Genomic DNA, 23,183 nt, shown 5'->3' on the forward strand with positions numbered 1-23,183 from the left:
AATGGCGCTTTCCGACAAGGGAAAGCGCCACATCTGCTTAATGCCTTCAGGCCTGTCCGAAACTCAGACGGCGCCCTTGATGAAGGTGACCGCGTCGCCGAAGGTCTGGATGGTCTCGGCGGCGTCATCGGGGATCTCGATGCCGAACTCTTCCTCGAAGGCCATCACCAGCTCGACGGTGTCGAGGCTGTCGGCGCCCAGATCGTCGATGAACGAGGCCGACTCGACGACCTTGTCCTCGTCGACGCCGAGATGCTCGACAACGATCTTCTTCACGCGATCAGCGATATCGCTCATGTCACTTCCTCACTTTCGTGGGCATCCGCCCAAAGGTCCCGCCCCTGATTGCAGGGCGTATTGACAGCCGAGGGCGGTTCCCCTTCGGCCTTATGGCCGGGATATAGCACCGGATATGCGTCTTGCAACCCGCTTTCGTCGCCTTTTCGTGAACGCCCCGGCGGCGTTCAGATCATCGCCATGCCGCCGTTCACATGCAGTGTCGCGCCGGTCACATATCCGGCCTCGGCGCTGCTGAGATACAACACCGCCGCGCCGATATCGCCCGGCCCGCCCATGCGCCCGGCAGGGATCTGGGTCAGGATCGCAGACTTCTGCTGCTCGTTCAGCTTGTCGGTCATCGCCGTCTCGATGAAGCCAGGGGCGACGCAGTTCACGGTGATGCCGCGGCTCGCCACCTCGTAGGCCAGCGATTTCGACATGCCGACCAGACCGGCCTTGGCGGCGGCGTAATTGCCCTGCCCGGGATTGCCGGTGGCCCCCACGACCGAGGTGATGTTGACGATGCGGCCCCAGCGCGCCTTCATCATCCCGCGTAGCACGGCGCGGCTGAGCCGGAAGACGCTGGTCAGGTTCACCTCGATCACCTGCGCCCATTCCTCGTCGGACATGCGCATGAAGAGGTTGTCGCGGGTGATGCCCGCGTTGTTCACCAGGATGTCGACCGAACCCATCGCCTCGGCCGCGGCCTTGGGCAGCGCCACCACCGCCTCGGCATCCGAGAGGTTCGCCGGCACCACATGGGCGCGGCTGCCCAGCTTCTCGGCCAGCTCGCGCAACGGCTCCTCGCGCGTACCCGACAGCGCCACGGTGGCGCCCGCCGCGTGCAGCGCCTCGGCCACCGCCCCGCCAATGCCGCCCGATGCGCCGGTCACCAGCGCGTTCTTTCCCGTCAAGTCAAACATCTGCTTTCACCTGGTCCAAATATCCCGGGGGCCCGGGGGCAGCGCCCCCGGCCCGTTCTCAGCCCTTCACCGCCCGCACGTCATCGGGCAGGCCGATATTGCGCACGGTCACATCCTTGGCGATGCGCTTGATCATCCCCGACAGCGCTTTGCCGGCGCCGATCTCCCAGAACTCGGTCACGCCGGCCTCGGCCATGTTGGCGACCGATTCCCGCCAGCGCACCGCGCCGGTCACCTGCTCGACCAGCAGCCGCCGGATCGCACCCGGCTCGATCACCGCCTCGGCGCGGACATTGGCGATGACCGGCACCGCCGGGGGCTGGATATCCACCCCCGCCAGCGCATCGGCCATGGCCGCCGCCGCCGGCTGCATCAGCACCGAATGGAAGGGGGCCGAGACCGGCAGCATCAGCGCCCGCTTGGCACCGCGTTCCTTGGCGATTACCGCCGCACGTTCCACCGCCGCCTTGTGCCCCGAGATGACCACCTGGGCCGGGTCATTGTCATTGGCGGCCTGGCAGACCTCGTCCTCGGCCGCGTCGCGGGCGATCGCCTCGACCGCCTCGAAATCGAGGCCGAGGATCGCGGCCATCGCCCCCACACCCACCGGCACCGCCTCCTGCATGGCCAGACCGCGCAGGCGCAGAAGCCGCGCGGTATCCGCCAGCGTCAGCGCACCGGCCGCACAGAGCGCCGAGTATTCCCCCAGCGAATGGCCGGCGACGAAATTCGCGTCCTGGATATTGATGCCCTCGGATTCCAGCGCCCGGAAGGCCGCCATCGAGGTCGCCATCAGCGCCGGCTGCGCGTTCTGCGTCAGCGTCAGGGTGTCGATATCGCCGGTCCAGATCAGCTCGGACAGCTTCTCGCCCAGGGCCTCGTCCACCTCGTCAAAGACATCCCGGGCCGCCGGATAGGCCTCGGCCAGTTCGCGGCCCATGCCGACGGTCTGGGCGCCCTGGCCCGGGAAGACGAATGCACGCATGGTCTCACCTCACTCTCTTGGTCTTGTTACCGATAGCGGGGCTTTTGCCCACTCGCAACCACAGGCGGGTTGGGCTAGGTCCGGAAGCCGTGGAAAACAGGAGCTTGCAATGGGCATCCGGAACACCTCGCGCGGCTATGGCCGCGTTGCCCGAGGCTTTCACTGGCTGATGGCGGTGCTGATCCTGGCCGCCATCGGGCTCGGGCTCTATGCCACCAGCCTGCCGGCAGCATCGGACGGCGATATTGCGCGGCTTTTCGGGGTCTTCTCGATCCACAAGACCCTCGGCGTCACCCTGCTGGCGCTGGCGCTGCTGCGGCTTGGCTGGAGCCTGACCCAGCCGCGCCCCGCGCCGCTGCACCCTGAACGCCGGGCCGAGACGCTGCTCGCTGCGACCGTCCACTGGGCGATGTATGGCGGGATGATCCTGATGCCGCTCTCGGGCCTTTTGCGCCATGCCAGCGCGCCGGGGGATTTCGCCCGCATCCTCTGGCCCTTTGGCCAGCGCCTGCCCGGGCTGCCGGTGGACCAGACGGTCAGCGCCGCCTTTTCCGCGATGCACCGGACCGGATGGATATTGCTCGCCCTGCTGATCGCCCTGCATATGGCAGGAGTTGCAAAGCACCGGCTGATCGACCGCGATGCCACGCTGGCGCGGATGACCGGGCGCGGCGACCTGCCCGAGCCGCCCGTCGGTCCCCGCCTGCCCGGCTTCGTCGCGCCGCTGCTGGCGCTGGCGATCTGGAGCGCGGCCTTTACCTTCGCGTTGACCCGCGTGCCCGAGGCGACAGCCCCGATGCCGACCGCGCCCGCCCCCGTAAGCGCCGCCGAATGGCAGGTCGAGGAGGGCACGCTGCGGCTCTCGGTCCTGCAGGGGGCGAGCCCGGTCAGCGGGACCTTCGCCGCCTGGACCGCCGCCATCGCCTATGACGAGCCGAGCCGCACCGGCCATGTCGAGGTTTCGATCCGGCTCGACTCGCTGTCGCTCGGCGCCATCACCAAGACCGCGCTCGGCCCCGGCTTCCTCATGGCCGAGGCCCATCCCCGCGCCATTTTCGAAGCCGATATCCTGCCCGAAGGCGCCGACCACGTCGCCCGAGGGACGCTGCAACTGGCCGGCGCCGAGGTTCCGCTCACCCTGCCCTTCACCCTGACGATCACCGGCGACACGGCGACGATGACCGGCCAGACCGTTCTGGATCGCCGCGATTTCGGCATCGGCGCGGGCTATGCGGATGAGGGGACGGTGGGGTTCGGGGTGACGGTCGACGTGGCGCTGACGGCGAAGCGACAGTAGGCGCGGCATGAAAAAGGGGGCCATTCCGGCCCCCTTTCCCTCAATCAATCAGCAGTCAGATCAGCCGACCAGTTCCAGGCCGCTGAAGAAGAAGGCGATCTCTTCCTTGGCGGTTTCCGGGGCGTCCGAACCGTGGACCGAATTCTCGCCGACCGAGAGGGCGAAGTCCTTGCGGATGGTGCCGGCATCGGCCTGGGCCGGGTTGGTGGCGCCCATCACTTCGCGGTTCTTGGCAATGGCGTTCTCGCCTTCCAGAACCTGCACGACGACCGGCTCGGAGGCCATGAACTCGACCAGCTCGCCATAGAAGGGGCGGTCCTTGTGGACGACGTAGAACTGGCCGGCCTGGGCGGGCGACAGGTGGATGCGCTTCTGCGCGACGATGCGCAGGCCGGCATCCTCGAACTTGGCATTGATCTTGCCGGTCAGGTTGCGACGGGTCGCGTCGGGCTTGATGATGGAAAGCGTGCGTTCGATCGCCATGGTTTTCGTCCTGTCAGGGGGGCCGGCATCTGCGCCGCACCCGGGAAAAATCCGCGACCGGTTAACAGGCTTGCGGCCAAGGGGCAAGCATTGCTCGCAGGTGACGGACCGGCGCCAACCTGCCTTTTCCACCGACGCGGGAAGATCGCCGCTGACATTCCCGCCCCGTCTGCCAAGATGCGGGCGATGAAACACCACGGATCGGCACCCTCGCGGAGGCTGCCCCCCACGCCGGAGCCGCCGACCGATGCCCGAGACGACACCGACAGCCGAGAACAAGGACCACACGGATGCGCTCGCACAGGGACCGCTGGCGCCAAGACGGGCGGTGCCGGTCGCGACCATCCTGACCGTCTTCGCGCTCGCGATCCTTCTGGCCGCGCTCTGGGTCTGGAAGGGGCTGATCCTTCTGACCTTCGCCGCCATCCTCGTCGCCATCGCACTCAGGGGCGGGGCGAAGCTGCTCAATCGCTGGACCGGGATCGGCGTCAAGCTGGGCGTGGTGCTGACCATGGCGCTGCTGGTGCTGGTCGCGTTCTTGCTGATGCGCAGCATCGGCCCGGCGATCTCGGCCCAGTTCAACGAGCTGATGCGCGGCCTGCCCGCCGCCTGGCAGCAGGTCAGCGACTGGCTGGACAAAAGCAACATCGGCAGCTTCATCGAGCGGCAGCTGGAACCCTCGGGCAGCTCGGGCGGCAGCGGCACGACCGCGGCCAGCGGTTTGCCCGGCATCTTCAGCTTCCTGACCGGCACCATCACCACGGTCTTCGGCGGCGTTGCCAACGTGGTGCTGATGCTGACCATGGCGATCTTCCTGGCGCTCGATGGCCCAAGCTATCGTGATGGCGCGCTGAAGCTGGTGCCGATTCCCCATCGCCCGAGGGCGCGCTTGATCAGCGACGAGCTCGACATCTCGCTTGGCCGCTGGATGGCGGGACAGGCGGTGGACATGGCGGTGGTGGCGCTGCTGACGGGGTTGGGCCTGTGGCTGCTGGGGATGCCGCTCGCCATGGTGCTGGGGCTGATCGCCGGGCTAACCAACATTATCCCCTATGTCGGGCCGTTCCTGTCAGGCGCGCCTGCGGTGCTGTTCGCGTTGACCCAAGGTGTCGACATGGCGGTCTATGTGCTGCTGCTGTTCGTCGCGGTGCAGCAGCTCGAGGGCAACCTGCTGATGCCGCTGATCCAGAAATACGCCTCGGACCTGCCGCCGGTGCTCAGCGTCATGGGCATCGTCGCCTTCGGCGGGCTGTTCGGCTTTGCCGGCATCCTGCTGGCGACGCCGCTGGTGCTGGTGCTGATCGTGCTGGTCAAGCGGGTCTATATCGAGGGGATTCTGGGCGATGCGCCCGCGCCCCCGGCACAGGCTCCGGCACAGGTGGGCGGATGATCGGGAACCGGGAAAGGCGGGATGTGCCCTTCGGCACCGGGTTTCGGCGGTTTCGCACCGGATTAACCTCGACTGCGCTGTTTTGTGATTCCGTCACAGCAACCGGTTAGGATAGGCTCGAACTGCAGAAGGGCATGGGCGAGACTGTTGATGCGTCAAGGCCGCTATTCCACCCGCTTCGCCGAAACCGAAGCCGATCTCAGCCGCGCGCAGCACCTGCGCTGGCAGTGCTTTCTCGCGCGCAGTCGGGCCGAGGGCGGGGATCACGATTCGCTGGACCGCGACAGCCATGACGCGCTCTGCCGCCATGTGCTGATCGAAGAGGCGCAGAGCGGGACCCTGGTCTGCTGCTTCCGCATCCTGCCCTTGTCGGGCGGGTCCGAGATCGCCCGCAGCTATTCCGCACAATACTACAACCTCGCCTCGCTGGCGGATTACGATGGCAAGCTGGTCGAACTGGGGCGCTTCTGCGTCCATCCCGACCACAGCGATCCCGATATCCTGCGGCTGGCCTGGGCGATGCTGACCGATTATGTCGAGGCCGAGGGCGTGGGTCTGCTGTTCGGCTGTTCCAGCTTCATCGGCACCGAGCCCGAAGCCTATGGCGATGCCTTCGCCATACTGCGCGAACGGCATCTGGCGCCGAAACGCTGGCTGCCAAGGGTCAAGGCGCCGCAGGTCTTCCGCTTTGCCCGGGCGCTGCGCTTTGCCCGGCCCGATCCGAAGAAGGCGATGGCAGCGATGCCGCCGCTGTTGCGCAGCTATCTGGCGATGGGGGGATGGGTCAGCGATCATGCCGTGGTCGATCCGCAGATGAACACGCTGCATGTCTTTACCGGGCTGGAGGTCAGCGCCATCTCGGCCAACCGCCGCCGCTTCCTGCGCGGTGGCCCGGCCAGCCTGCCCGACCCGACCTGAGCGCGCGTCAGCCGGCCAGCCGCGCCGGGATCAGCCCGCGCAGCGCATTGCCCATGAAGAGATCGCCTTGAATGTCAGCGGGATGCAGCACCGCCTCGCGCGCCGCGCCCTGATCCAGCAGCGATTGCCGGAGCACGCCGGGCAGCAGCCCGCAGGTCAGCGGCGGGGTTAGCAGCAGCCCGTCCTGCCGCAGGAACAGGTTCGTAATCGTGCCCTCGCAAAACTCGCCGCGCTCGTTGAGCAGGATTGCTTCATCAACGCCCTCGGGCAGCGCCGCCCGTGCCGCATCATAGGCGGGGCGCTGCGAGCTTTTGATCCTCAACCAGGGATCGGCGCTGTCCAGACGGACCACGGACAGCGCCACCCGCCATTCCGGTGGATTGGGCGGCAGGGGCGCGTGGGTCGTGGCGATCTGCCCCGCGGCATCCACCGTCAGCCGCACCCGCAGCGCACCTGCCTCGGGGCGGCGCTCCCGCGCGATCCGTTCCGCCTCGGCCTCGTCCAGCGGAAACCCCACCGCCGCGCAGTCGCGGCGCAGGCGGGCGCGGTGCAGCGGCCAGAGCGGGATCGATCCATCCGGCTCTTGCCGCATGGTCTCGATGATGGTCAGCCCCTCGGGGAGAGGTCGGCGAAGGATGATTTCCACAGCGCCTCCCTCCATTCCGCATCGGCTTGGCTGTCGTAGACAATGCCGCCGCCGACGTTCAGCCGCAAGCGTCCGGGCGCCTCGACCACGGGCGTACGGATGGCGACGTTGAAGCGCATCGGGCCGGCCGGATCGGCCCAGCCAATCGCGCCGCAATAGATGCCACGCGGGCTGTCCTCGAGTTCCGCGATGATCTCCATCGCCCGGACCTTCGGCGCGCCGGTGATCGAGCCGCAGGGAAAGAGCGCCGCGATGATCTCGGTCAGTCCCGCACCCTCGGCCAGTTGGCCCTGGACCGTCGAGGTCATCTGGTGGACGGTGGCATAGGTCTCGATCTGGAACAGCTGCGGCACCTTGACCGAACCGGCGGTGCAGACCCGGCTGATGTCATTGCGCAGAAGGTCCACGATCATCAGGTTCTCAGCCCGGTCCTTTTCCGAGGCCAGCAGAGCCGCCGCCGCCGCTGCATCGGCTTCGGGCGTGGCGCCGCGCGGCGCGGTGCCCTTCATCGGGCGGGTCTCGATCCTGCCCTGCGCATCGACGGCGAAGAACAGTTCCGGGCTGCGCGACAGGATCGCCAGGCCGCCCAGATCGACAAAGGCCCCCTCGCCCACCGGCTGGCGCGCGGAAAGCGCGGCATAGACCTCTGCCGGGCTGCCGGTGAACGCGGCCCGCATCGCGAAGGTCAGGTTGATCTGATAGCTGTCCCCCGCCTCGATATAGTCATGCACGCGGGCAATCGCGCGATTGTAGGTCTCGCGGGTCCAGAGCGGCTGCGCCGGGCCAATGCTGGCGCCCGCCGAGTCCGGCAAGGGCGGCGCGGGTCGCGGGGCGTCGAAGGCGCCGATCAGGATCAGCGGCACGTCACGCCCCTCGGGCATCAGCGAGGCAAGGCGCGGGGTCAGGGCATAGCCCAGTTCGTAGGAGAAATAACCCGCAAGCCAAAGCCCCTCGCGCCGGGCGGCCTCGATCTCGGCAAAGGCCCCGGCGACCTCGTCGGGCGTATCGGCGCGGATCAGGCGAACGGGATCGGCAAACAGCGTGCCGCCGTCCAGCGGCCCGGTGTCAAAGCGGATCGACGGCCCGTCCATCACGCCTTCGCCACGGCCTTGGCCTTGACCGCCAGATCACGTGCAATGCCGTAAGCGCCCTTGATCCGCTCGGCATCACTGCCCCAGTCGCGGCGGATGACGATCTTGTTGCCCTCGACCTTGGCCTGCCCGCGCTGGTCGGTCAGGAACTCGACCAGACCGGAGGGGTTCGGGAACTTGTCGCCGTGGAACTGCACCGTCGCGCCCTTCGGCCCGGCATCCAGCCGCGAGATATTGGCGACCTTCGCCCGCGCCTTGATGCGGATCACGTTCATCAGCGTCGAAACCTCGCGCGGCAGCGGCCCGAAGCGGTCGATCAGTTCGGCGGCGAAGCCCTCGAGCTCGACCTTGGTGGTCAGCTCGGCCAGACGGCGATAGAGGCCGAGGCGAACGTCCAGATCGGGGATATAGCTTTCGGGGATCGTCACCGGCACGCCAAGGTTCAGCTGCGGCGCCCATTCATCCTCGGGCGTACCTTCGATCTCGCCGGATTTCAGCTTGGCGATCGTTTCTTCCAGCATCGCCTGATACAGCTCGAAGCCAACTTCCTTGATGTGACCCGACTGCTCCTCGCCCAGAAGGTTGCCGGCCCCGCGCAGGTCCATGTCCTGCGAGGCAAGGTTGAAGCCCGCGCCAAGGCTGTCGATGGCGCCAAGGAATTTCAGCCGCCGCATCGCCTGCGGGGTCAGCGGCGCGCGGGGCTTGGTGGTCAGGTAGCAATAGGCGCGGGTCTTGGAGCGCCCGACCCGGCCGCGGATCTGGTAGAGCTGCGCAAGACCGAACATGTCGGCACGCCAGACGACCATGGTGTTGGCGGTCGGGATGTCGAGGCCCGATTCCACGATCGAGGTCGCCACCAGCACGTCATGGCCGCCATCGTAGAAATCGTTCATCCGGGCATCCAGATCGCCCGCCGCCATCTGACCATGGGCCACCAGATAGCGCACTTCCGGCACGTTCTCGGTCAACCAATGTTCCACATCCGGCAGGTCCGAGATGCGCGGCACGACGAAGAAGCTTTGCCCGCCGCGATATTTCTCGCGCAGCAGCGCCTCGCGGATGGTGACGCTGTCGAACTCGCTGACATAGGTGCGGATCGCCAGACGGTCGACCGGCGGCGTGCCGATGATCGACAGGTCCCGCACCCCGGTCAGCGACATCTGCAAGGTGCGCGGGATCGGCGTGGCGGTCAGGGTCAGCACGTGAATATCGCTGCGCAGCTCCTTCAGCCGTTCCTTGTGGCCGACGCCGAAATGCTGTTCCTCGTCGACGATCAGCAGGCCGAGGCGCTTGAACCGGACCGCCTTGGCCAACACCGCATGGGTGCCGACGACGATATCGACGCTGCCATCCGCCAGACCCTTGCGGGTTTCGGCGGCATCGCGGGCCGAGACGAAGCGCGACAGCGGGCGGACGGTGATCGGGGTACCACGGAACCGCTCGGCAAAGGTCTTGAAATGCTGGCGGGCGAGAAGCGTGGTCGGCGCGATGACCGCCACCTGTTCGCCCTGCGAGGCGGCGATGAAGGCCGCGCGCATGGCAACCTCGGTCTTGCCGAATCCCACATCGCCCACCACGAGGCGATCCATCGGCCGACCGGCCGAGAGGTCATTCGCCACATCCTCGATGGCCGAGGCCTGATCGTCGGTCTCACTATAGGGGAAGCGGGCGGCGAAGGCCTCCCAGTCATGGTGATCGGGTTCCAGCACCGGAGCGGGCCGCAGCAGGCGTTCGGCGGCAATGCGCATCAGCTTGTCGGCGATCAGCTTGATGCGTTCCTTCAGCCGGGCCTTGCGCGCCTGCCAGGCACCGCCGCCCAGCTTGTCGAGCAGGCCCTCCTCGTGGCCATAGCGGCTGAGCAGCTCGATATTCTCGACCGGCAGGAACAGCCGATCGCCACCGGCATATTCCAGCGCCACGCAGTCGTGCGGCACGCCGGCGGCCTTGATCGTCTCGAGCCCGGTATAGCGACCGATGCCATGTTCGACATGGACGACCAGATCGCCCGGCGTGAGGCTGGTGGTGTCCTTCAGGAAATCCTCGGCCCGGCGGCGCTTCTTGGCGCCCCGGATCAGCCGGTCGCCCAGCACGTCCTGTTCCGAGATGACCGCCAGTCCCGGCGCGGTATAGCCCTGCTCCAGTGGCCAGACCGCAAGGCCGAGCGTGCCGGGCGCGTCAGACAGGTCGCGCAGATCGGCGATGGCTTTCGCGCCGGTGACACCCTCATCCGCGATCAGCCCCGACAGACGCTCGCGCGCGCCCTCGGAGAAGCTGGCGATGATCACCCGGCCCTGTTTCTGCAGTGCCTTCACATGATCGGCCAGCGCCTTGAAAAGGTTCGCGTCTTCTGACTGACGCTCGGGGGCGAAGTTGCGCCCGATGCGGCCGCCGCCATCAAGCACGCCCGGCCCCGGCGGGGCGGGCAGAACGCGCAGCTGGATGGTGCGATGGTTCTTCAGCCAGCCCTGCCACTCGTCGCGGGTCGGGAACATCAGGTCGGGCGGCACCGGGCGATAGACGGTATCGCTGCGGTTCTTGGCAGCCAGCGCGTCGCGGCGGGCCTGATACTGCTCGGCGATCATGGCGCGGCGGGCATCCTCGACCTGCGCGATCTGGTCATCCAGCATCACCGATGCGCCGGGCAGATAGTCGAAGAGGCTCTCCATCCGCTCGTGGAACCAAGGGAGCCAATGCTCCATCCCCGCCTGCTTGCGCCCGGCACTGACCGATTCATACAGCGGATCATTGGTGCCGCCGCCCCAGGTCTGACGGTAATTCTGGCGGAAGCGGGTGATGGCGTCCTCGTCGAGGATGACCTCGGACATGGGGGCAAGCTCGACCCGCTTCAGCGTCTCCGTGGTGCGCTGGCTGACCGGGTCAAAGCGGCGCGCGCCGTCCAGCACATCGCCGAAGAGATCAAGCCGCACCGGGCCGCTGTCGCCCGGCGGGAAGATGTCGATGATGCCGCCGCGGATCGCATAATCACCCGGCTCGGTGACGGTCGGGGCCTGAACGAAGCCCATGCGGACGAGGAAATTGCGCAAGGCGCCCTCGTCCACCCGGTCGCCCACCCGCGCCGCGAAGCTGGCATGGGACAGAAGATCCCGCGCCGGCAGCCGCTGCAGCACGGCGTTCAGAGTGGTCAGGAGGGCGAAGGGCCCCTTGATCCGGCCCTGCGCCAGCGCCGCCAGCGTCGCCATGCGCGCGGCCTGAACCGAGCCCTGCGGCGAGACCCGGTCATAGGGCGTGGTGTCCCATGCCGGGAAATCCAGCACCACGGCATCCGGCGCGTGAAAGGCCAGCGCGTCGCGCATCGCGGCCATGCGGCGGTCGTCGCGGGCGATGTGGATGACCGGGGCGCCGCGCGACAGTTCGCGGGCGATCAGGGCAGCGTCATGGCCCTCGGGGGCGCCGGAAAGGGTGATCTGGTCGGGCATGAGCGGTCAGGTAGACCACGGGCCGGCAAAGTCAAGTTGCGCGGCCCCTCTCATAGACTCTGTCACAGCCCGTTCGGATGCATCAATTGCCACAAGGTCCCCCAGAGCGCGGTCACGGCCACGGCCGACATCGACAGAAGAAAGGCCCACCGCCGGTGCCAGCCGATGATCTTCAGCACGCGCGCTGCCGCCTCGTCCGGGGCGACAGTGCCATCCTGCGCGCCGGCCAGAACCGGGTTCAGTCGCCGCGCCAGCCTGAGGCGCATGAGGAACAGCAGCAAGAGCGGCACCGAGAGCAGTGTCACCGCCTGCGCCAGCTCCAGCCCATAGCCGAAGCCTAGAACCCCGAGCGAGGTGACGAGGAAAGAGCCGAGCGCCAGAAAGGCCACGCCCTCGCGCGGGTCCAGCTGCCAGCGCGGCAGGGCCAGCGTCAGCCAGTCCAGCAGCGCGAGGCTGGGCAAGCCCATGGGATCGCGGCGGGCGCGATTGATGACATCCGAGGGCACACCCAGCACCGCCCGGCCGCTGCCGGCCCAGATCAGGATCAGCACGAACCAGAACCAGACGCTGCCAAAGCTGCGCGCGTCCATCAGGTCCAGGAATCCGTCGATCTGCGGCACGTTCAGCCATCCTTGTGATCAGGTGCGCGCGACCTTAGAACGTGCCCAATCCCAAGGAAAGGCCCCCTCATGGCAACGCCGATCATCGCCCCCTTCCCGGCCACGCGCCTGCGCCGGCTGCGCCGCACCCCTGCGCTGCGGGACATGGTGACCGAGGTGAATTTTACCGCCGGCAACCTGATCTGGCCGATTTTCGTGACCGAGGTGGCCGGTGCCGAGGGCGAGATCCCGTCGATGCCGGGGGTCGAGCGCTTGACGCTGGACGGCGCGAAACGGGCGGCGGAACGCGCGGCCAGCCTTGGCATCCCGGCGATCTGCATCTTCCCGCATTCCGATCCCGACCTGAAGAACGACACCTGCGAGCGGGCCTGGGACCCGATGAACATCGGCAACCAGGCGATCCGGGCGATCAAGGAGGTCGCGCCCGAACTGGCGGTGATGACCGATATCGCGCTCGATCCCTATAACATCAACGGCCATGACGGCTTTGTTGTCGATGGCGTGATCCTGAACGACGAGACCGTCGAGGCGCTGGTGAAAATGGCGCTGGCGCAGGCCGAGGCGGGGGCGGATATCCTTGGCCCCAGCGACATGATGGACGGCCGCATCGGCGCGATCCGCGAGGCGCTGGAGGCGGCGGGCCACAAGGATGTGGCGATCCTCAGCTATGCAGCGAAATTCGCCAGCGCCTTCTATGGCCCCTTCCGCGATGCGGTCGGCGCCTCGGGCCGGCTGATCGGCGACAAGAAAACCTATCAGGTGAACCCGGCGAACCGTGAAGAGGCGCTGCGCTGCGTCGCCCGCGATCTGGCCGAGGGCGCCGACATGGTCATGGTGAAGCCCGGGATGCCCTATCTGGATATCTGCCGCGAGGTGAAGGACCAGTTCGGCGTTCCGACCTTTGCCTACCAGGTCAGCGGTGAATACGCGATGATCGAGGGCGCCATCCGAAATGGCTGGCTGTCGCGCGATGCCATGGCCGAAAGCCTTCTGGCCTTCCGCCGCGCCGGTTGCGACGGGGTTCTGAGCTATTTCGCGCCGCAGATGGCTGAATTGCTGGCCTGATCTGCGAAATTGCCATATGTTTGCCGGTAACGGGCCGTAAAGCGCCCGATCAACCAATGAACGAGGCGACAATGAGCAATATCAATCGGGTAAGCCGTCGTGGATTGCTGCTGGGTGCAGGGGCGCTGACGACGCTCGCGCTGGCCGGTTGCAACAACGCGGTCGGAGAGAACGCGTCGGCGCGGCTGGATGCACGGGTCGATGCCACGCATCAATACATGGTCAGCACCTATCCCTCGACCGCGGCGATGGTGCAAAGCGCGGCGGGTGTCCTTTACATGCCGCTGATGACCGAGGCGGGGCTGGGCATCGGCGGGGCTTACGGTCAGGGCGCGCTGCGCATCGGCGGAGCGACGGTCGATTACTATTCGGCCACGCAGGCCAGCATCGGCTTCCAGGCGGGCGCGCAGCAATATGCGCATGTGCTGGTGTTCCAGACGCCGCAGGCGCTGGCGGCCTTCCGCACCGCGCCGGGCTGGGTGGCGGGGGCCGATGCCTATTACGCCATGCCTTCCGGCGGTCTGGCGATGGGCGCCGATACGGTCACCGCGCAGCATCCCGTCGTGGCGCTGATCTTCGGCCAGAGCGGGCTGATGGCGGGCGCGACCATCGAGGGCACGAAATACACCCGCATCATCCCCTCGTCGATGGATGTCGGCATGCGACCGATGACGCCCGGGATGCAGATGCCGCAGCTGCAGATGCCGCGCCTTGGTGGTCAGCCGCCGGCCTGAACCTCGGCCCGACTTACCGGGAAGGGGCTGGCGGGGCCGACCTCGCCAGCCTGACAGGCCAGCACCACCGAACGTAAGGGAAACAGCCGTTGCCGCTCAGGCGCGCATCAACTCGCGCTGCGGGTGCGGGGTTTCATAGGCGGCGTGGTCGCTGGCATAGTCAACCGCCACCACCAGCGACGCATCATAGCCGTCACTGCGGTCGCTGACGCTGGCATAGGCCCCCTCGCCCGCCTCGATGGCGATCCAGTCATCGGCATTGGTGGTGTCCTGCTCGGCGCTGCGGCCATATTGAGACGCATTCTCGAACACGTATTGGCTGAGCGAATCCGGGAAGAAGATCTGCCCGGTCAGCGCCTCGTCGCGGCCGAGGATCACCTTGAAATGAATATGGGTGGTGCGCCCGCGATACCAGCCGGGGAAGATGGTCTGGAACGCCACCTCGCCGCCATCGCCACTGATCTGGGTACCGCGCAGGAAGGTCTCGCCCCGCGTGCTGCGGCTGCCCTGATTGGCAAAGCCGGAATAATTGCCCTGCGCATCGCAATGCCACAGATCGACCCGGGCACCCTTGATCGGGCGGCAATCGGCGGTCACCACCTGCATCCGCATGGTCATCGGCACGCCGCCGCGATCCTCGCGGATGTCGCTGCGCACGAGATGCGGGTCCATGTAGAACGGACCCTCGGTCAGTTCCGGTGTCAGGTGACAGACATTGGCCGCAATCAGCCCGGCGCCTTCGGCCTGCGCCAGAAGTGTCGACGGCCACAGGCCGATCCCGGCAACCGCAGGTGCCGAAGCAGCCAGAAGACGCAGCAGCTCGCGTCGATTCGTCATACGCCTCCCCCACAAAGGCACATTTGTTAATTGCGCAACCTTTTGGCGATTCGATCCAGAACTTTTCACGACGATGGCTGAAATCCGCCGATCACCCGGGAAAATGCCCGATTACACGCAGCTAACCGCTGGTCAGATGCCTGAGCCCGTGGGTGACATCGGCCCGGACCGCCAACCGCAGCGCCGGCTCATCCCCCGCGCGCAGGGCGGCGAGGATCATCCGGTGATGGCGCGGCGGCTCGTTGCGTTTCACCCGCCCGTAAAGCGCCCGCATGGTCGGGCCAAGCTGCAGCCAGATGGTTTCCAGCATCGCCAGCATCGCCGGGGCCTGCGCCCGCAGGTAAAGCGTGCGGTGGAAATCCAGGTTGTTGCGGATATAGCCCACGGCGTCATGCCGCTCGACCGCATCGGCGATCTGGCCGTTCATCCGCGCCAGCCGGTCGATCAGGGCGAAATGCGCCCTGGGCAGCGCGCGCGCCGCCAGTTCCGGCTCGATCAGGGCGCGCAGGGCGGCCAGTTCCTCGATCCGGTCATCGGTCAGCTCGGGCGTGGCGATCCGGCCGGAGATCGACAGCGTCAGCGCCCCCTCGGCCACCAGCCGCCGCACCGCTTCGCGCGCGGGCGTCATCGACAGGTGATGATCGGCCGCCAGCCCGCGCAGGGTCAGCGCATGGCCCGGCGGCAATTCGCCCAGCATGATCTGGCTGCGCAGGCTGCGATACAGCCGCTCATGCGCGGCGGGCTCGGCGCCGCCGCCCGTGCGTTGCGAAATGTCGGTCACCGCGTCCATGACCCGCTTGTGATCACAAATCCCGGCAAGGTCAATCGCGGAAGCGCCAGGCCAGCAGCCCGTCGCCATTCTGTCGCAGCCAGTGCCGGCGCGGGGCATAGCCGGGCATCAGCCGCTCGACCGCCGCCCAGAAGCGCGGTGAATGATCCATATGGGCCAGATGCGCGACCTCATGTGCCGCAACGTAATCCAGCACCTCATGGGGCGCCATCGACAGCCGCCACGAGAACATCAGCCGCCCGTCCGAGGTGCAGCTGCCCCAGCGCGAGCGGGTATCCCTGAGCGAGAGCGCCTGGAACGGCCGCCCCAGCGCGCCGGCATGGCGGTTGCAGGCCTCGAGCAGCGCCGCTTGGGCACGATGTTTCAGGAAGGCCTGGACCACCGGCCCCGCCGGTCGCCCCTCGGGCACCAACAGCGCCCCATCCTCGACCCGCGCGGCCCGGACCGGCGCCGGCGTGACCACCACCCCCTGCCCCGCCACCGGGACCAGCACCCCCGGCCCCACCAGCTGCGCCGACGGCAGACGCGCCACCGTGCGCTTGAGCCAGTCGGATTTCGACTCGGCGAAAGCCCGCCCCTCGGCCTCGCTGACCCGTGGCGGCAGGGTCAACACCACATCGCCGCCATGGCGCGCCACGCGCAGCGTCATCCGCCGCGCCCGGGCCGAGCGGCGCAGAAGGACCTGGGTGCCGTCCGCGGTGGTGAAGCTGCCGGTCATGCCGGAAAAATCCCGTCAGAAAAGCCTTTGACACCCCCCTTGCACTGTGGCAGGGGAACGCCGATTTATCCGATTTCCCTAATCGCGGCTGAAGGAGAATACCATGCCCAAAGAGGAATGGGGCACGAAACGCCTGTGTCCGCATTGCGCGACGCGCTTCTATGATCTGCAGAACGATCCGATGACCTGCCCGGCCTGCGGCGCGACCTTCACGGTCGAGAGCCTGACCGACGGTCGCGGCCGTGTCATCGCGACCGAGAAGTCGTCGAAGATCACCAATGACAATGACGATGTGATCGATTCCGATGATGATCTGGATGATGATGACAGCGGCGATCTGGACGACGACCTGCTGGACGAAGACGATGACGACGATGACGTCTCGCTGGACGACATCGCCGATGTCTCGGACGAGAACGACGAGTAAGCCGCGCGGTTTCACGGCGCGCATGCCCCTCGGGGCGTGACAGGGGGCGGGGTCCGGTCATCGGTCCCCGCCCTTTTTCATGGCGCTTTTTCGGGCCGCAGAGCCGGAAAGGACGAGGTTGGGCGATGCCCAAAACAATCTGCACGAAAACCCGAATTTAGCCCTTGCGCCCCGCCGCCACCCCTCATATACGACCCTCCACGCGCAGGACGACAAGCCGGCGCGAGACCTCCGGTGGGGCCATAGCTCAGTTGGTAGAGCGCTTGAATGGCATTCAAGAGGTCAGGGGTTCGACTCCCCTTGGCTCCACCAAATATTCTCCGATTTGCGATAGTATATTTATATATATCAATAATTTGCGCCCAGAACCGCTTTTGTGTAAGGGCATTTCACTACAAGTTTTACTACAGAATTTGCTGCATCTGTCGACCTGGAAGACGCGGAGCAAAGCTCGTTGAACCGCGTCCGTGAGAGGTATCCCTGACGTAGTATCGGTCCAGTGGATCATGCGTCTCGCCGAGTCAGACCTTCGCGGGCGCATGGTGACCGAGAGACCGCGGACCGTCCCGACCATGGCGATCAACTCTACCCGTCAGCTCCTTGATCCTCCTGCATGGCTTGGACCGGCGCGTGCGGCATAATCTCTCTGATTACGGTTTGTATATTTCGAAAACTCCATCTTTGCGATAGAATATCGGCCCAGCGGGAAAATTGACCAATCAATTTTGACGAAACGATTCTTAAATATTTCAACGCGATATTGAAAATTTTATGACGAAATGCTTGACGCGTTAACCTAGGTAAGCAAATGTCTCGTTCGAAACTGGTCGGCTTATGACGCGCCAAGACATGCTCCATATATCATGGATATTTCCGACACATTTCGATCCAGTTCTGTTAAAATTCTCGAGGAACAGTGAGATCAGTTCATGGAACATATGCGCCTGACGTCGACGAAACGATCCATCCTGACAGCATGTTCTGCATTTGCCATTCTGGCATTGCCCGTAGTTGCCCATGCCGACGCCGATACCATCTATTCGGGCGGCCCCATTCTGACCATGGAAGGTGACACGCCGGTCTATGTGCAGGCGGTCGCGGTTGAGGATGGCAAGATCACCTATACCGGCGACGAGGGCGGGCTTGATGCGCTTCGCGGCGCGAATACGGCCTGCGTCGACCCGGGCGGAAAGGCGATGCTGCCGGGCTTTGTCGATCCGCATGGTCATATCTTTCTGGGAGGCATGCAGGCGCTCTCGGCCAATCTTCTGCCGCCGCCCGGTGGCGAGGGCAGCGACATCGCCGGCCTCCAGCGTATCCTAACCGAATGGGCCGAGAAGAACGCGGAAAAGGTCGAGAAATTCGGCATGATCGTGGGATTCGGCTATGACAATGCCCAGCTGACGGAAGTGCGCCACCCGACGCGCGAGGATCTGGACGCAGTTTCGAAGGACATCCCGGTCATCATCATCCACCAATCGACCCATATCGGCGTGCTGAACTCGGCCGCGCTGGCGATGATGGGCTATGAGGCGGATACGCCCGACCCGGAGGGGGGTGTGATCCGACGCGAGGAAGATGGCAAGACGCCGAATGGCGTGGTCGAGGAGAACGCTTTCTTCGTGGTTTTACCCAAGATCCTCGAAGGCGTCGGCGAGGCAGGCGCGGCCTTGCCGAAGCCGGCGGTTTCAAGATCGATGTCGTCACCTTTCCTGACCTGACGGTTGCCCGCGATTATAGTGCGAAGAATTACAGCCGATAATACAAAAACCATTTCAGGGTTGCCGGCGCGAAACTGGTCATCAACGGATCGCCGCAGGGCTTTACCGCCTGGCGCGACCAACCCTACTATGCGCCGGCCGGTGATTATCCGAAGGGATACAGCGGATATGCATCAATAACACTAGAACTGTTTATCGAACTGGTGGATTGGAGCTACGCCAATAATTTTCCGGTCATTACCCATGCCAACGGGGAAAAGGCCAGTGATCTTCTCATCGAAGGACTGGCGGCAGCAGAGGCGAAGCACGGCAAGGGGGATCGACGCCCGGTCCTGATCCACGGCCAGTTCGAACGTTTCGATCAGATCGCGAAGTTCAATGCGCTCGGCGTCATTCCTTCGCTGTTCCCGATGCATATCCGCCCACCCGCCCAATTCCTCGCCGGTCAGGCTGGCGACAGGCTGGGACATGGCCCGTTGCTACTTCTCGCCGTCAGGCTGTCGGTAATCCCTCACCGGGGCCTCAAACTCCTGCGGATCGCGAAACGCGCTGCCGTTCTCTGCCTTCGCATCGAGATAGGGAACGGAGCCTCCTCGGTGACGATGAAATAGCCCTCATCGGTCCAGCGGTGGCACTGAACCTCGCGCGCCTTGCCGCCCACCAAGATCTCCGTGCCGAGGCACGCCCCATGGCGCAACCAGGACGGTGGTGCAGCCGGGTTTGCTTCCAGATCGACCGCAATGTCTTCAAGCAGTTGCCGGCGCTTCGCCAGCTTGTCGGCTTGTGTGCAGATCGACATCAAATTCATCAGGCTTGGCCACACTCGACCGACAGCGCAGGTCGGCGAAAACCGGTCACGTCCGTCAAGGTGGTGTAATTTCTCGGATGGCCTGAGGGCATGATTAGGCGGCTTTCGTTGTGATGCTAAGAATGGGATCGATCTCCTCCTTGTCGATCTGGGCGAAGGCCTCGACCATCATGTAGCGGCTTGCAGTCTGCCACTCGTCGTTTTGTTCGAAGAGGACGGCACCGATCAGGCGCATGATGGAGGCCTCGTTGGGGAAGATCCCGACGACGTCGGCGCGGCGTTTCACTTCCTTGTTCAGACGCTCGATCGGGTTGGTCGAGTGCAGTTTGGTGCGGTGCTGGCGAGGGAAGGACATGTAGGCCAGCACATCGTGCTCGCTTTCGTCCATGAGGTCGGCCAGCTTTGGCCATCTCGGGCGCAACTGCTCGGCCACCTTGCGCCAGGTTTCGCCGGCATGGGCACGGTCGGGCTGGTCGAAGGCCTGCCGGATCGCGGCTGCGATGACGGTGTGCTGGCCGCGCGAAACATGAGCGAGGGCATTGCGCATCCAGTGAACGCGGCACCGCTGCCACGTCGCTTCGAACACCCGGGCGATGGCGGCCTTGAGACCGGTGTGGGCGTCGCTGATGACCAAGCGGACCCCACCGAGGCCGCGCGCCTTCAGCGAGCGCAGGAACTCTGTCCAGAAGGTTTCGGCCTCAGAAGGACCGATGCCCAGACCGATGATTTCCCTGCGCCCCTCGGTGTTCGCGGCCACGGCGATTATCGCCGCCACCGGCACGATACGGCCGCCCTGCCGGACCTTCAGATAGGTGGCATCCAGCCAGAGATAGGGCCAATCGCCGGTCAGCGGCCGGTTCAGGAACTCGCCGACCCTTTCGTCGATGTCCTTGCACAGCTTGGACACGGTGCTCTTGGAGATGCCCGACAGCCCCATGGCCTGCACCAACTCGTCGACGCGACGGGTCGAGACGCCACCGATCCAGGCTTCCTGGATCACCGCGACCAGCGCCTGTTCCGAGGTCTTCCGGGCTTCGAGGAAGCCGGGGAAATAGCTGCCCTTCCGGAGCTTCGGCACCCGCAGGTTCAGCGTGCCCAAACGGGTATCGAGAGCGCGCTCTCGATACCCGTTGCGCCAGGTCGTGCGTTCGCCGCTGCGTTCATGCCGGCCGGCGCCGATCAGGCCGTCGACATCACTCTCCATGATCAGCTGAAGAACGGCCTCGGCAATGCCGCGCAGGAAATCGCCCTGATCATGCTTGGCCAGAAGCTCGGACAGGTCCATGTTGGTCTTGGTCATCGGGGTCTCCGTAAGGTTCGTGGTTGAAGCGTCGAAACTCCACCTCGACCATACACCTCGATGGCCACCCGGGATTACACCGATGAAGGCGTAGAAATTACACCACGTCCGCGGACGCTAACCGAAAACCGACAGCCATATTCAAGTCGATCGACGCCGATTGCTCAAATGGGCAAATGATGGTCGGCAGCGTAGACTAGGCAAAGGTGGGAAACGCGAAGACCCTAGCTATCGCAGCGGTTCCCGCCTCCACTATTCGTGACTATTAAGTGTGCTTCGGCCCTTTGCGGTCACTCGCGGGGCAGCGCAATGCTGTAGTGCAGCTTCTCCGAACCTGCCATTCGCCCCCCCAACGCAGCATTTTCAAACGTCAGATGGTAGCAATGCGGGACAAAGCTGCCGTTGGCGGTCAGAACGTTCTCACGCTAACCTTTCCTTGGGAGGCGCCGGTTGTGAAGGTGAAGGCATATCTCTGACTGGGTAGCCGATACTCCTATCTGGCTTCGTCGCAGCTTGGCCGCGTTGCCAGCGAAACTGGCACAGACATCGGATGGTGCCCTGTCAACTCTGTGGAACTCATTCGTCGCGCGCGGCCCGAAGGATCGCCCTTCGATCAGCCTGTGCTTTCGGGGCAGTACGCACCTGAGTTCCGCCATCGAGACACATGCAGGTGAGCGGCCTACTATGGGATCGCGTATGCCGAACCTAAGATTTCCGCACTTCCGCCCAATGCCTTGGCGCTCACTTGCTGGTCCCAGTCTGATCCGACAAAGCGACAGGCACTCATGAAGGCAATCTACGCCGCAGTGTTTGCGGATGGCATCGAGATGACGATGGATGCGCTTGAAGCGATTGCGGGTGAACGGCACTTGGTCTTCGAGGATATCTCTATTGCTCTGGCCGAGGTCAATGCGCAGAAGGAAATCCGCGCCAAGCGAACCAACGACGATTTCTCCACTTGGTTGCCGCATATCGAAGAGGCCATCGAACCCGCCCGTCTGATCTGCCCCTATCGCTAAGGTGTCGCGGAAAGAATCGGCACTTACCGTAGCGAACGGCTGGGCATAGTACCGGCCCATTCGCGCGTCATTTTCATGGTAACGCCGCCTGAGAACGGCAGTGCAAAATTAGTCCACGGCGGCGGGATAGTCCTGCTGCGCTGCGGCTTCCGCAAAGCGGCCGTACATTGCTCCGATGGCGTCACCAGACCCTAATCTTGAGACCGCAAGGAAATTCTAGCTTCAGGCGGTCCAGTGTTTGGAACCAGAGCAAAGGCCCGATCAGCATGAACTATTACTGGACGAAGACCTGGGGGCACCCGATGTTCCTGAGTATGATGGCCTCGCTCTAAGCCATGAGGGATATCGCGCCAAGATCCTTGAGTACATCCAGCCTAGCGATGTCGTTCTCTATTTGACCAGCGACGCTAAGGAGGCGGATCCAATGCTGCATGGGCGCCTTGCAGGTGCTGTCCAGATCGCGGATCCAATCGAAACTATCGACATTGAATTCCGACGTCCCGGTATTAAAAGACCGGTCGAACATTATCGTAAGGACGGAAAATTCCGCTGGCCATTTGGAATTTCGATCTCGAGATCATGGAGATTCATTGATCAGGTTAGCAACAACGTACTAATTCCAAACCATGCGGACTACGGGATGCAAGGTGCCGCGACCATTCACCCGATGTCTCACGACCAGATCGCCCAGCTTATGTCTTTGCAGGTTCGCGAGGTGATTAAGGCTGGTGAGTCAGAACGGCTTCCATTTGCTGGGTCTTTGAAACGCCCCTGGCACCCGAAGGCAGGACCGCGCGCTGCAACCGTTATCGATCCCGGACGTGAACTCTACATCGCTTGGATCGCTGACAGACATGGTTTGACCTACAAAGTTGGCTCCGGCAAAGCGTCAGAGCGTGTGGCAGAGTTGAACAGGTACCGACGTGGTTCCCTCGGGGAGACGCTTTGGTCAAAGCAATCGAGCTATGAATTTGACAGCGTCGAAGGAGCCCGTGCCGCCGAGGACTATATTCTTGCTGAAGATAATACCGCTGGTCATGGCTAAAAGGATCACAGCGAGTTTCTGGTCGGTATCTCAAACAAAGAAATGAACCGGCTGTATGGAAAATCCATTGAGATCGGTGCAGCAAAGGACCAGGAAATATTATCGATTCAAATACTAATTGGCGGTAAAGCATCTGATGAAATAATTTCCCAAGGAGATAGCTGAATCAGTATTGCGTTATCGAGATATTTCTGACGCGAATTACAAGGTGCATAATCATACCAGCGAAGGGCCATACGGAAAATGGCAAAGACAGTAGCGGCCCTTTCCTCTTATTCGCTGGCAGCGCACTGCTGCAGTGCAGCTTCTCCGAACCTGCCACTCGCCCCGGCGCAGCATTTTCAAACGTCAGACTGTAGCAATGCGGGACGAAGCTGCCGCTTAGCGCTTGCTTTGCAGGTGTGCCTTCAAGCCTGTCGGATAGAGTTGAGGCTGGCCAGGACCGTCCTGCTCTTCTAGAGCAAACCATTCGGCGAAACACTCCGCACCGTTATCCTCTCGAAACGCGATACGGGTCTGTCCGGCGAAAGCCTCAGGCGGAAACGTCACGTCGAAGATTGCCAGCATCTCATGCCCGAGGCTCCCCTCGTGAACATAGATGTTTTCGACTAAAGCGGGGCCGTCAACGATTTTCACCGTTATGCCAAGTT

At 64.4% G+C, this 23,183-nt stretch carries 23 protein-coding genes, 1 tRNA gene and 1 pseudogene; 11 read left to right on the plus strand and 14 right to left on the minus strand.

The features are described 5' to 3' along the window. Window positions 1–63: 63 nt before the first annotated feature. From CX676_RS07525 to fabD, 3 genes are all read right to left on the minus strand, one after another. Window positions 64–297: an acyl carrier protein gene (locus CX676_RS07525; protein ID WP_101752074.1), complete on the minus strand. Its 234-nt coding sequence runs from the start codon at window positions 295–297 to the stop codon at window positions 64–66. 167 nt (window positions 298–464) lie between these two features. Next, entirely contained in the window at window positions 465–1,202 is a 738-nt protein-coding gene (gene fabG, locus CX676_RS07530; protein WP_101752075.1) for a 3-oxoacyl-ACP reductase FabG, read from the minus strand. Between the two features lie 58 nt (window positions 1,203–1,260). Continuing rightward, a complete protein-coding gene (gene fabD / locus CX676_RS07535) occupies window positions 1,261–2,187 on the minus strand; it encodes an ACP S-malonyltransferase (protein ID WP_101752076.1) in 927 nt (308 codons plus the stop codon). A gap of 109 nt (window positions 2,188–2,296) precedes the next feature. Here fabD and CX676_RS07540 point away from each other — a divergent pair, with 109 nt between their 5' ends. After that, window positions 2,297–3,484 (plus strand): cytochrome b/b6 domain-containing protein, encoded by a 1,188-nt coding sequence (locus CX676_RS07540; RefSeq protein ID WP_101752077.1) that lies wholly within the window; start codon window positions 2,297–2,299, stop codon window positions 3,482–3,484. 60 nt (window positions 3,485–3,544) lie between these two features. Here CX676_RS07540 and ndk read toward each other — a convergent pair whose 3' ends face one another. Next, window positions 3,545–3,967 carry a nucleoside-diphosphate kinase gene (ndk, locus tag CX676_RS07545; protein WP_101752078.1) on the minus strand — a complete coding sequence of 141 codons (423 nt, stop codon included), beginning with the start codon at window positions 3,965–3,967 and terminating at the stop codon, window positions 3,545–3,547. A 247-nt stretch (window positions 3,968–4,214) separates the two neighbouring features. Here ndk and CX676_RS07550 point away from each other — a divergent pair, with 247 nt between their 5' ends. Together CX676_RS07550 and CX676_RS07555 are read left to right on the plus strand one after the other, a co-directional pair. Then, window positions 4,215–5,357, plus strand: a complete 1,143-nt coding sequence (locus CX676_RS07550) for an AI-2E family transporter (RefSeq protein WP_101752079.1) — start codon at window positions 4,215–4,217, stop codon at window positions 5,355–5,357. A gap of 150 nt (window positions 5,358–5,507) precedes the next feature. After that, on the plus strand, window positions 5,508–6,275 hold the full coding sequence (locus CX676_RS07555; RefSeq protein WP_101752080.1) for a GNAT family N-acetyltransferase: 768 nt from the start codon (window positions 5,508–5,510) through the stop codon (window positions 6,273–6,275). A 7-nt stretch (window positions 6,276–6,282) separates the two neighbouring features. Here CX676_RS07555 and CX676_RS07560 read toward each other — a convergent pair whose 3' ends face one another. The 4 genes from CX676_RS07560 to CX676_RS07575 form a co-directional block, all read right to left on the minus strand. Beyond that, window positions 6,283–6,921 carry an aminotransferase class IV family protein gene (locus tag CX676_RS07560; protein WP_232816609.1) on the minus strand — a complete coding sequence of 213 codons (639 nt, stop codon included), beginning with the start codon at window positions 6,919–6,921 and terminating at the stop codon, window positions 6,283–6,285. Continuing rightward, window positions 6,882–8,012 (minus strand): aminodeoxychorismate synthase component I, encoded by a 1,131-nt coding sequence (locus CX676_RS07565; RefSeq protein WP_101752081.1) that lies wholly within the window; start codon window positions 8,010–8,012, stop codon window positions 6,882–6,884. Before CX676_RS07565 ends, CX676_RS07560 begins: the two co-directional genes overlap by 40 nt. Next, window positions 8,012–11,449 (minus strand): transcription-repair coupling factor, encoded by a 3,438-nt coding sequence (mfd, locus tag CX676_RS07570; protein WP_101752082.1) that lies wholly within the window; start codon window positions 11,447–11,449, stop codon window positions 8,012–8,014. Before mfd ends, CX676_RS07565 begins: the two co-directional genes overlap by 1 nt. Window positions 11,450–11,511: 62 nt before the next feature. After that, window positions 11,512–12,069: a hypothetical protein gene (locus CX676_RS07575; protein WP_198590302.1), complete on the minus strand. Its 558-nt coding sequence runs from the start codon at window positions 12,067–12,069 to the stop codon at window positions 11,512–11,514. Window positions 12,070–12,138: 69 nt separating this feature from the next. Here CX676_RS07575 and hemB point away from each other — a divergent pair, with 69 nt between their 5' ends. Beyond that, window positions 12,139–13,134 carry a porphobilinogen synthase gene (gene hemB / locus CX676_RS07580; RefSeq protein ID WP_101752083.1) on the plus strand — a complete coding sequence of 332 codons (996 nt, stop codon included), beginning with the start codon at window positions 12,139–12,141 and terminating at the stop codon, window positions 13,132–13,134. Between the two features lie 71 nt (window positions 13,135–13,205). After that, window positions 13,206–13,775 (plus strand): annotated as a pseudogene (locus CX676_RS07585) (lipid-binding SYLF domain-containing protein); the annotation flags it as partial. Window positions 13,776–13,964: 189 nt separating this feature from the next. Here the strand turns inward: CX676_RS07585 and CX676_RS07590 are convergent. The 3 genes from CX676_RS07590 to CX676_RS07600 form a co-directional block, all read right to left on the minus strand. Next, window positions 13,965–14,705 (minus strand): intradiol ring-cleavage dioxygenase, encoded by a 741-nt coding sequence (locus CX676_RS07590; RefSeq protein ID WP_101752084.1) that lies wholly within the window; start codon window positions 14,703–14,705, stop codon window positions 13,965–13,967. A 121-nt stretch (window positions 14,706–14,826) separates the two neighbouring features. Further along, complete coding sequence (locus tag CX676_RS07595) at window positions 14,827–15,495, minus strand: GntR family transcriptional regulator (RefSeq protein WP_101752085.1); 669 nt, start codon at window positions 15,493–15,495, stop codon at window positions 14,827–14,829. Between the two features lie 31 nt (window positions 15,496–15,526). Then, window positions 15,527–16,213, minus strand: a complete 687-nt coding sequence (locus tag CX676_RS07600) for a M48 family metallopeptidase (RefSeq protein WP_101752086.1) — start codon at window positions 16,211–16,213, stop codon at window positions 15,527–15,529. A gap of 103 nt (window positions 16,214–16,316) precedes the next feature. Between CX676_RS07600 and CX676_RS07605 the strand changes: the two genes are divergently transcribed. From CX676_RS07605 to CX676_RS23310, 4 genes are all read left to right on the plus strand, one after another. Then, window positions 16,317–16,640, plus strand: a complete 324-nt coding sequence (locus CX676_RS07605) for a TIGR02300 family protein (RefSeq protein WP_101752087.1) — start codon at window positions 16,317–16,319, stop codon at window positions 16,638–16,640. A 236-nt stretch (window positions 16,641–16,876) separates the two neighbouring features. Then, window positions 16,877–16,952, plus strand: a tRNA-Ala gene (locus tag CX676_RS07610). A 626-nt stretch (window positions 16,953–17,578) separates the two neighbouring features. Further along, on the plus strand, window positions 17,579–18,361 hold the full coding sequence (locus tag CX676_RS07615) for an amidohydrolase family protein (protein ID WP_232816610.1): 783 nt from the start codon (window positions 17,579–17,581) through the stop codon (window positions 18,359–18,361). Between the two features lie 80 nt (window positions 18,362–18,441). Further along, on the plus strand, window positions 18,442–18,972 hold the full coding sequence (locus CX676_RS23310) for an amidohydrolase family protein (protein WP_408634487.1): 531 nt from the start codon (window positions 18,442–18,444) through the stop codon (window positions 18,970–18,972). Here CX676_RS23310 and CX676_RS22500 read toward each other — a convergent pair. After that, window positions 18,873–19,169, minus strand: a complete 297-nt coding sequence (locus CX676_RS22500) for a hypothetical protein (RefSeq protein ID WP_157935872.1) — start codon at window positions 19,167–19,169, stop codon at window positions 18,873–18,875. The genes CX676_RS23310 and CX676_RS22500 overlap by 100 nt on opposite strands. A 94-nt stretch (window positions 19,170–19,263) precedes the next feature. Continuing rightward, window positions 19,264–20,469, minus strand: a complete 1,206-nt coding sequence (locus CX676_RS07625) for an IS256 family transposase (RefSeq protein WP_101752090.1) — start codon at window positions 20,467–20,469, stop codon at window positions 19,264–19,266. A 785-nt stretch (window positions 20,470–21,254) separates the two neighbouring features. Here CX676_RS07625 and CX676_RS07630 point away from each other — a divergent pair. Then, the gene (locus CX676_RS07630; protein ID WP_101752091.1) at window positions 21,255–21,488 is read left to right on the plus strand and encodes a hypothetical protein; all 234 of its coding nucleotides are present in this window, start codon (window positions 21,255–21,257) and stop codon (window positions 21,486–21,488) included. Window positions 21,489–21,726: 238 nt separating this feature from the next. Beyond that, window positions 21,727–22,533 (plus strand): hypothetical protein, encoded by an 807-nt coding sequence (locus tag CX676_RS22505; RefSeq protein WP_157935873.1) that lies wholly within the window; start codon window positions 21,727–21,729, stop codon window positions 22,531–22,533. A 381-nt stretch (window positions 22,534–22,914) separates the two neighbouring features. On the opposite strand, the gene CX676_RS22920 is transcribed toward CX676_RS22505, so the two are convergent. Beyond that, the gene (locus CX676_RS22920) at window positions 22,915–23,169 is read right to left on the minus strand and encodes an NUDIX hydrolase (protein ID WP_232816612.1); all 255 of its coding nucleotides are present in this window, start codon (window positions 23,167–23,169) and stop codon (window positions 22,915–22,917) included. Window positions 23,170–23,183 lie beyond the last annotated feature (14 nt).

This window comes from Paracoccus zhejiangensis (genome assembly GCF_002847445.1).
Taxonomy (GTDB): Bacteria; Pseudomonadota; Alphaproteobacteria; order Rhodobacterales; family Rhodobacteraceae; genus Paracoccus; species Paracoccus zhejiangensis.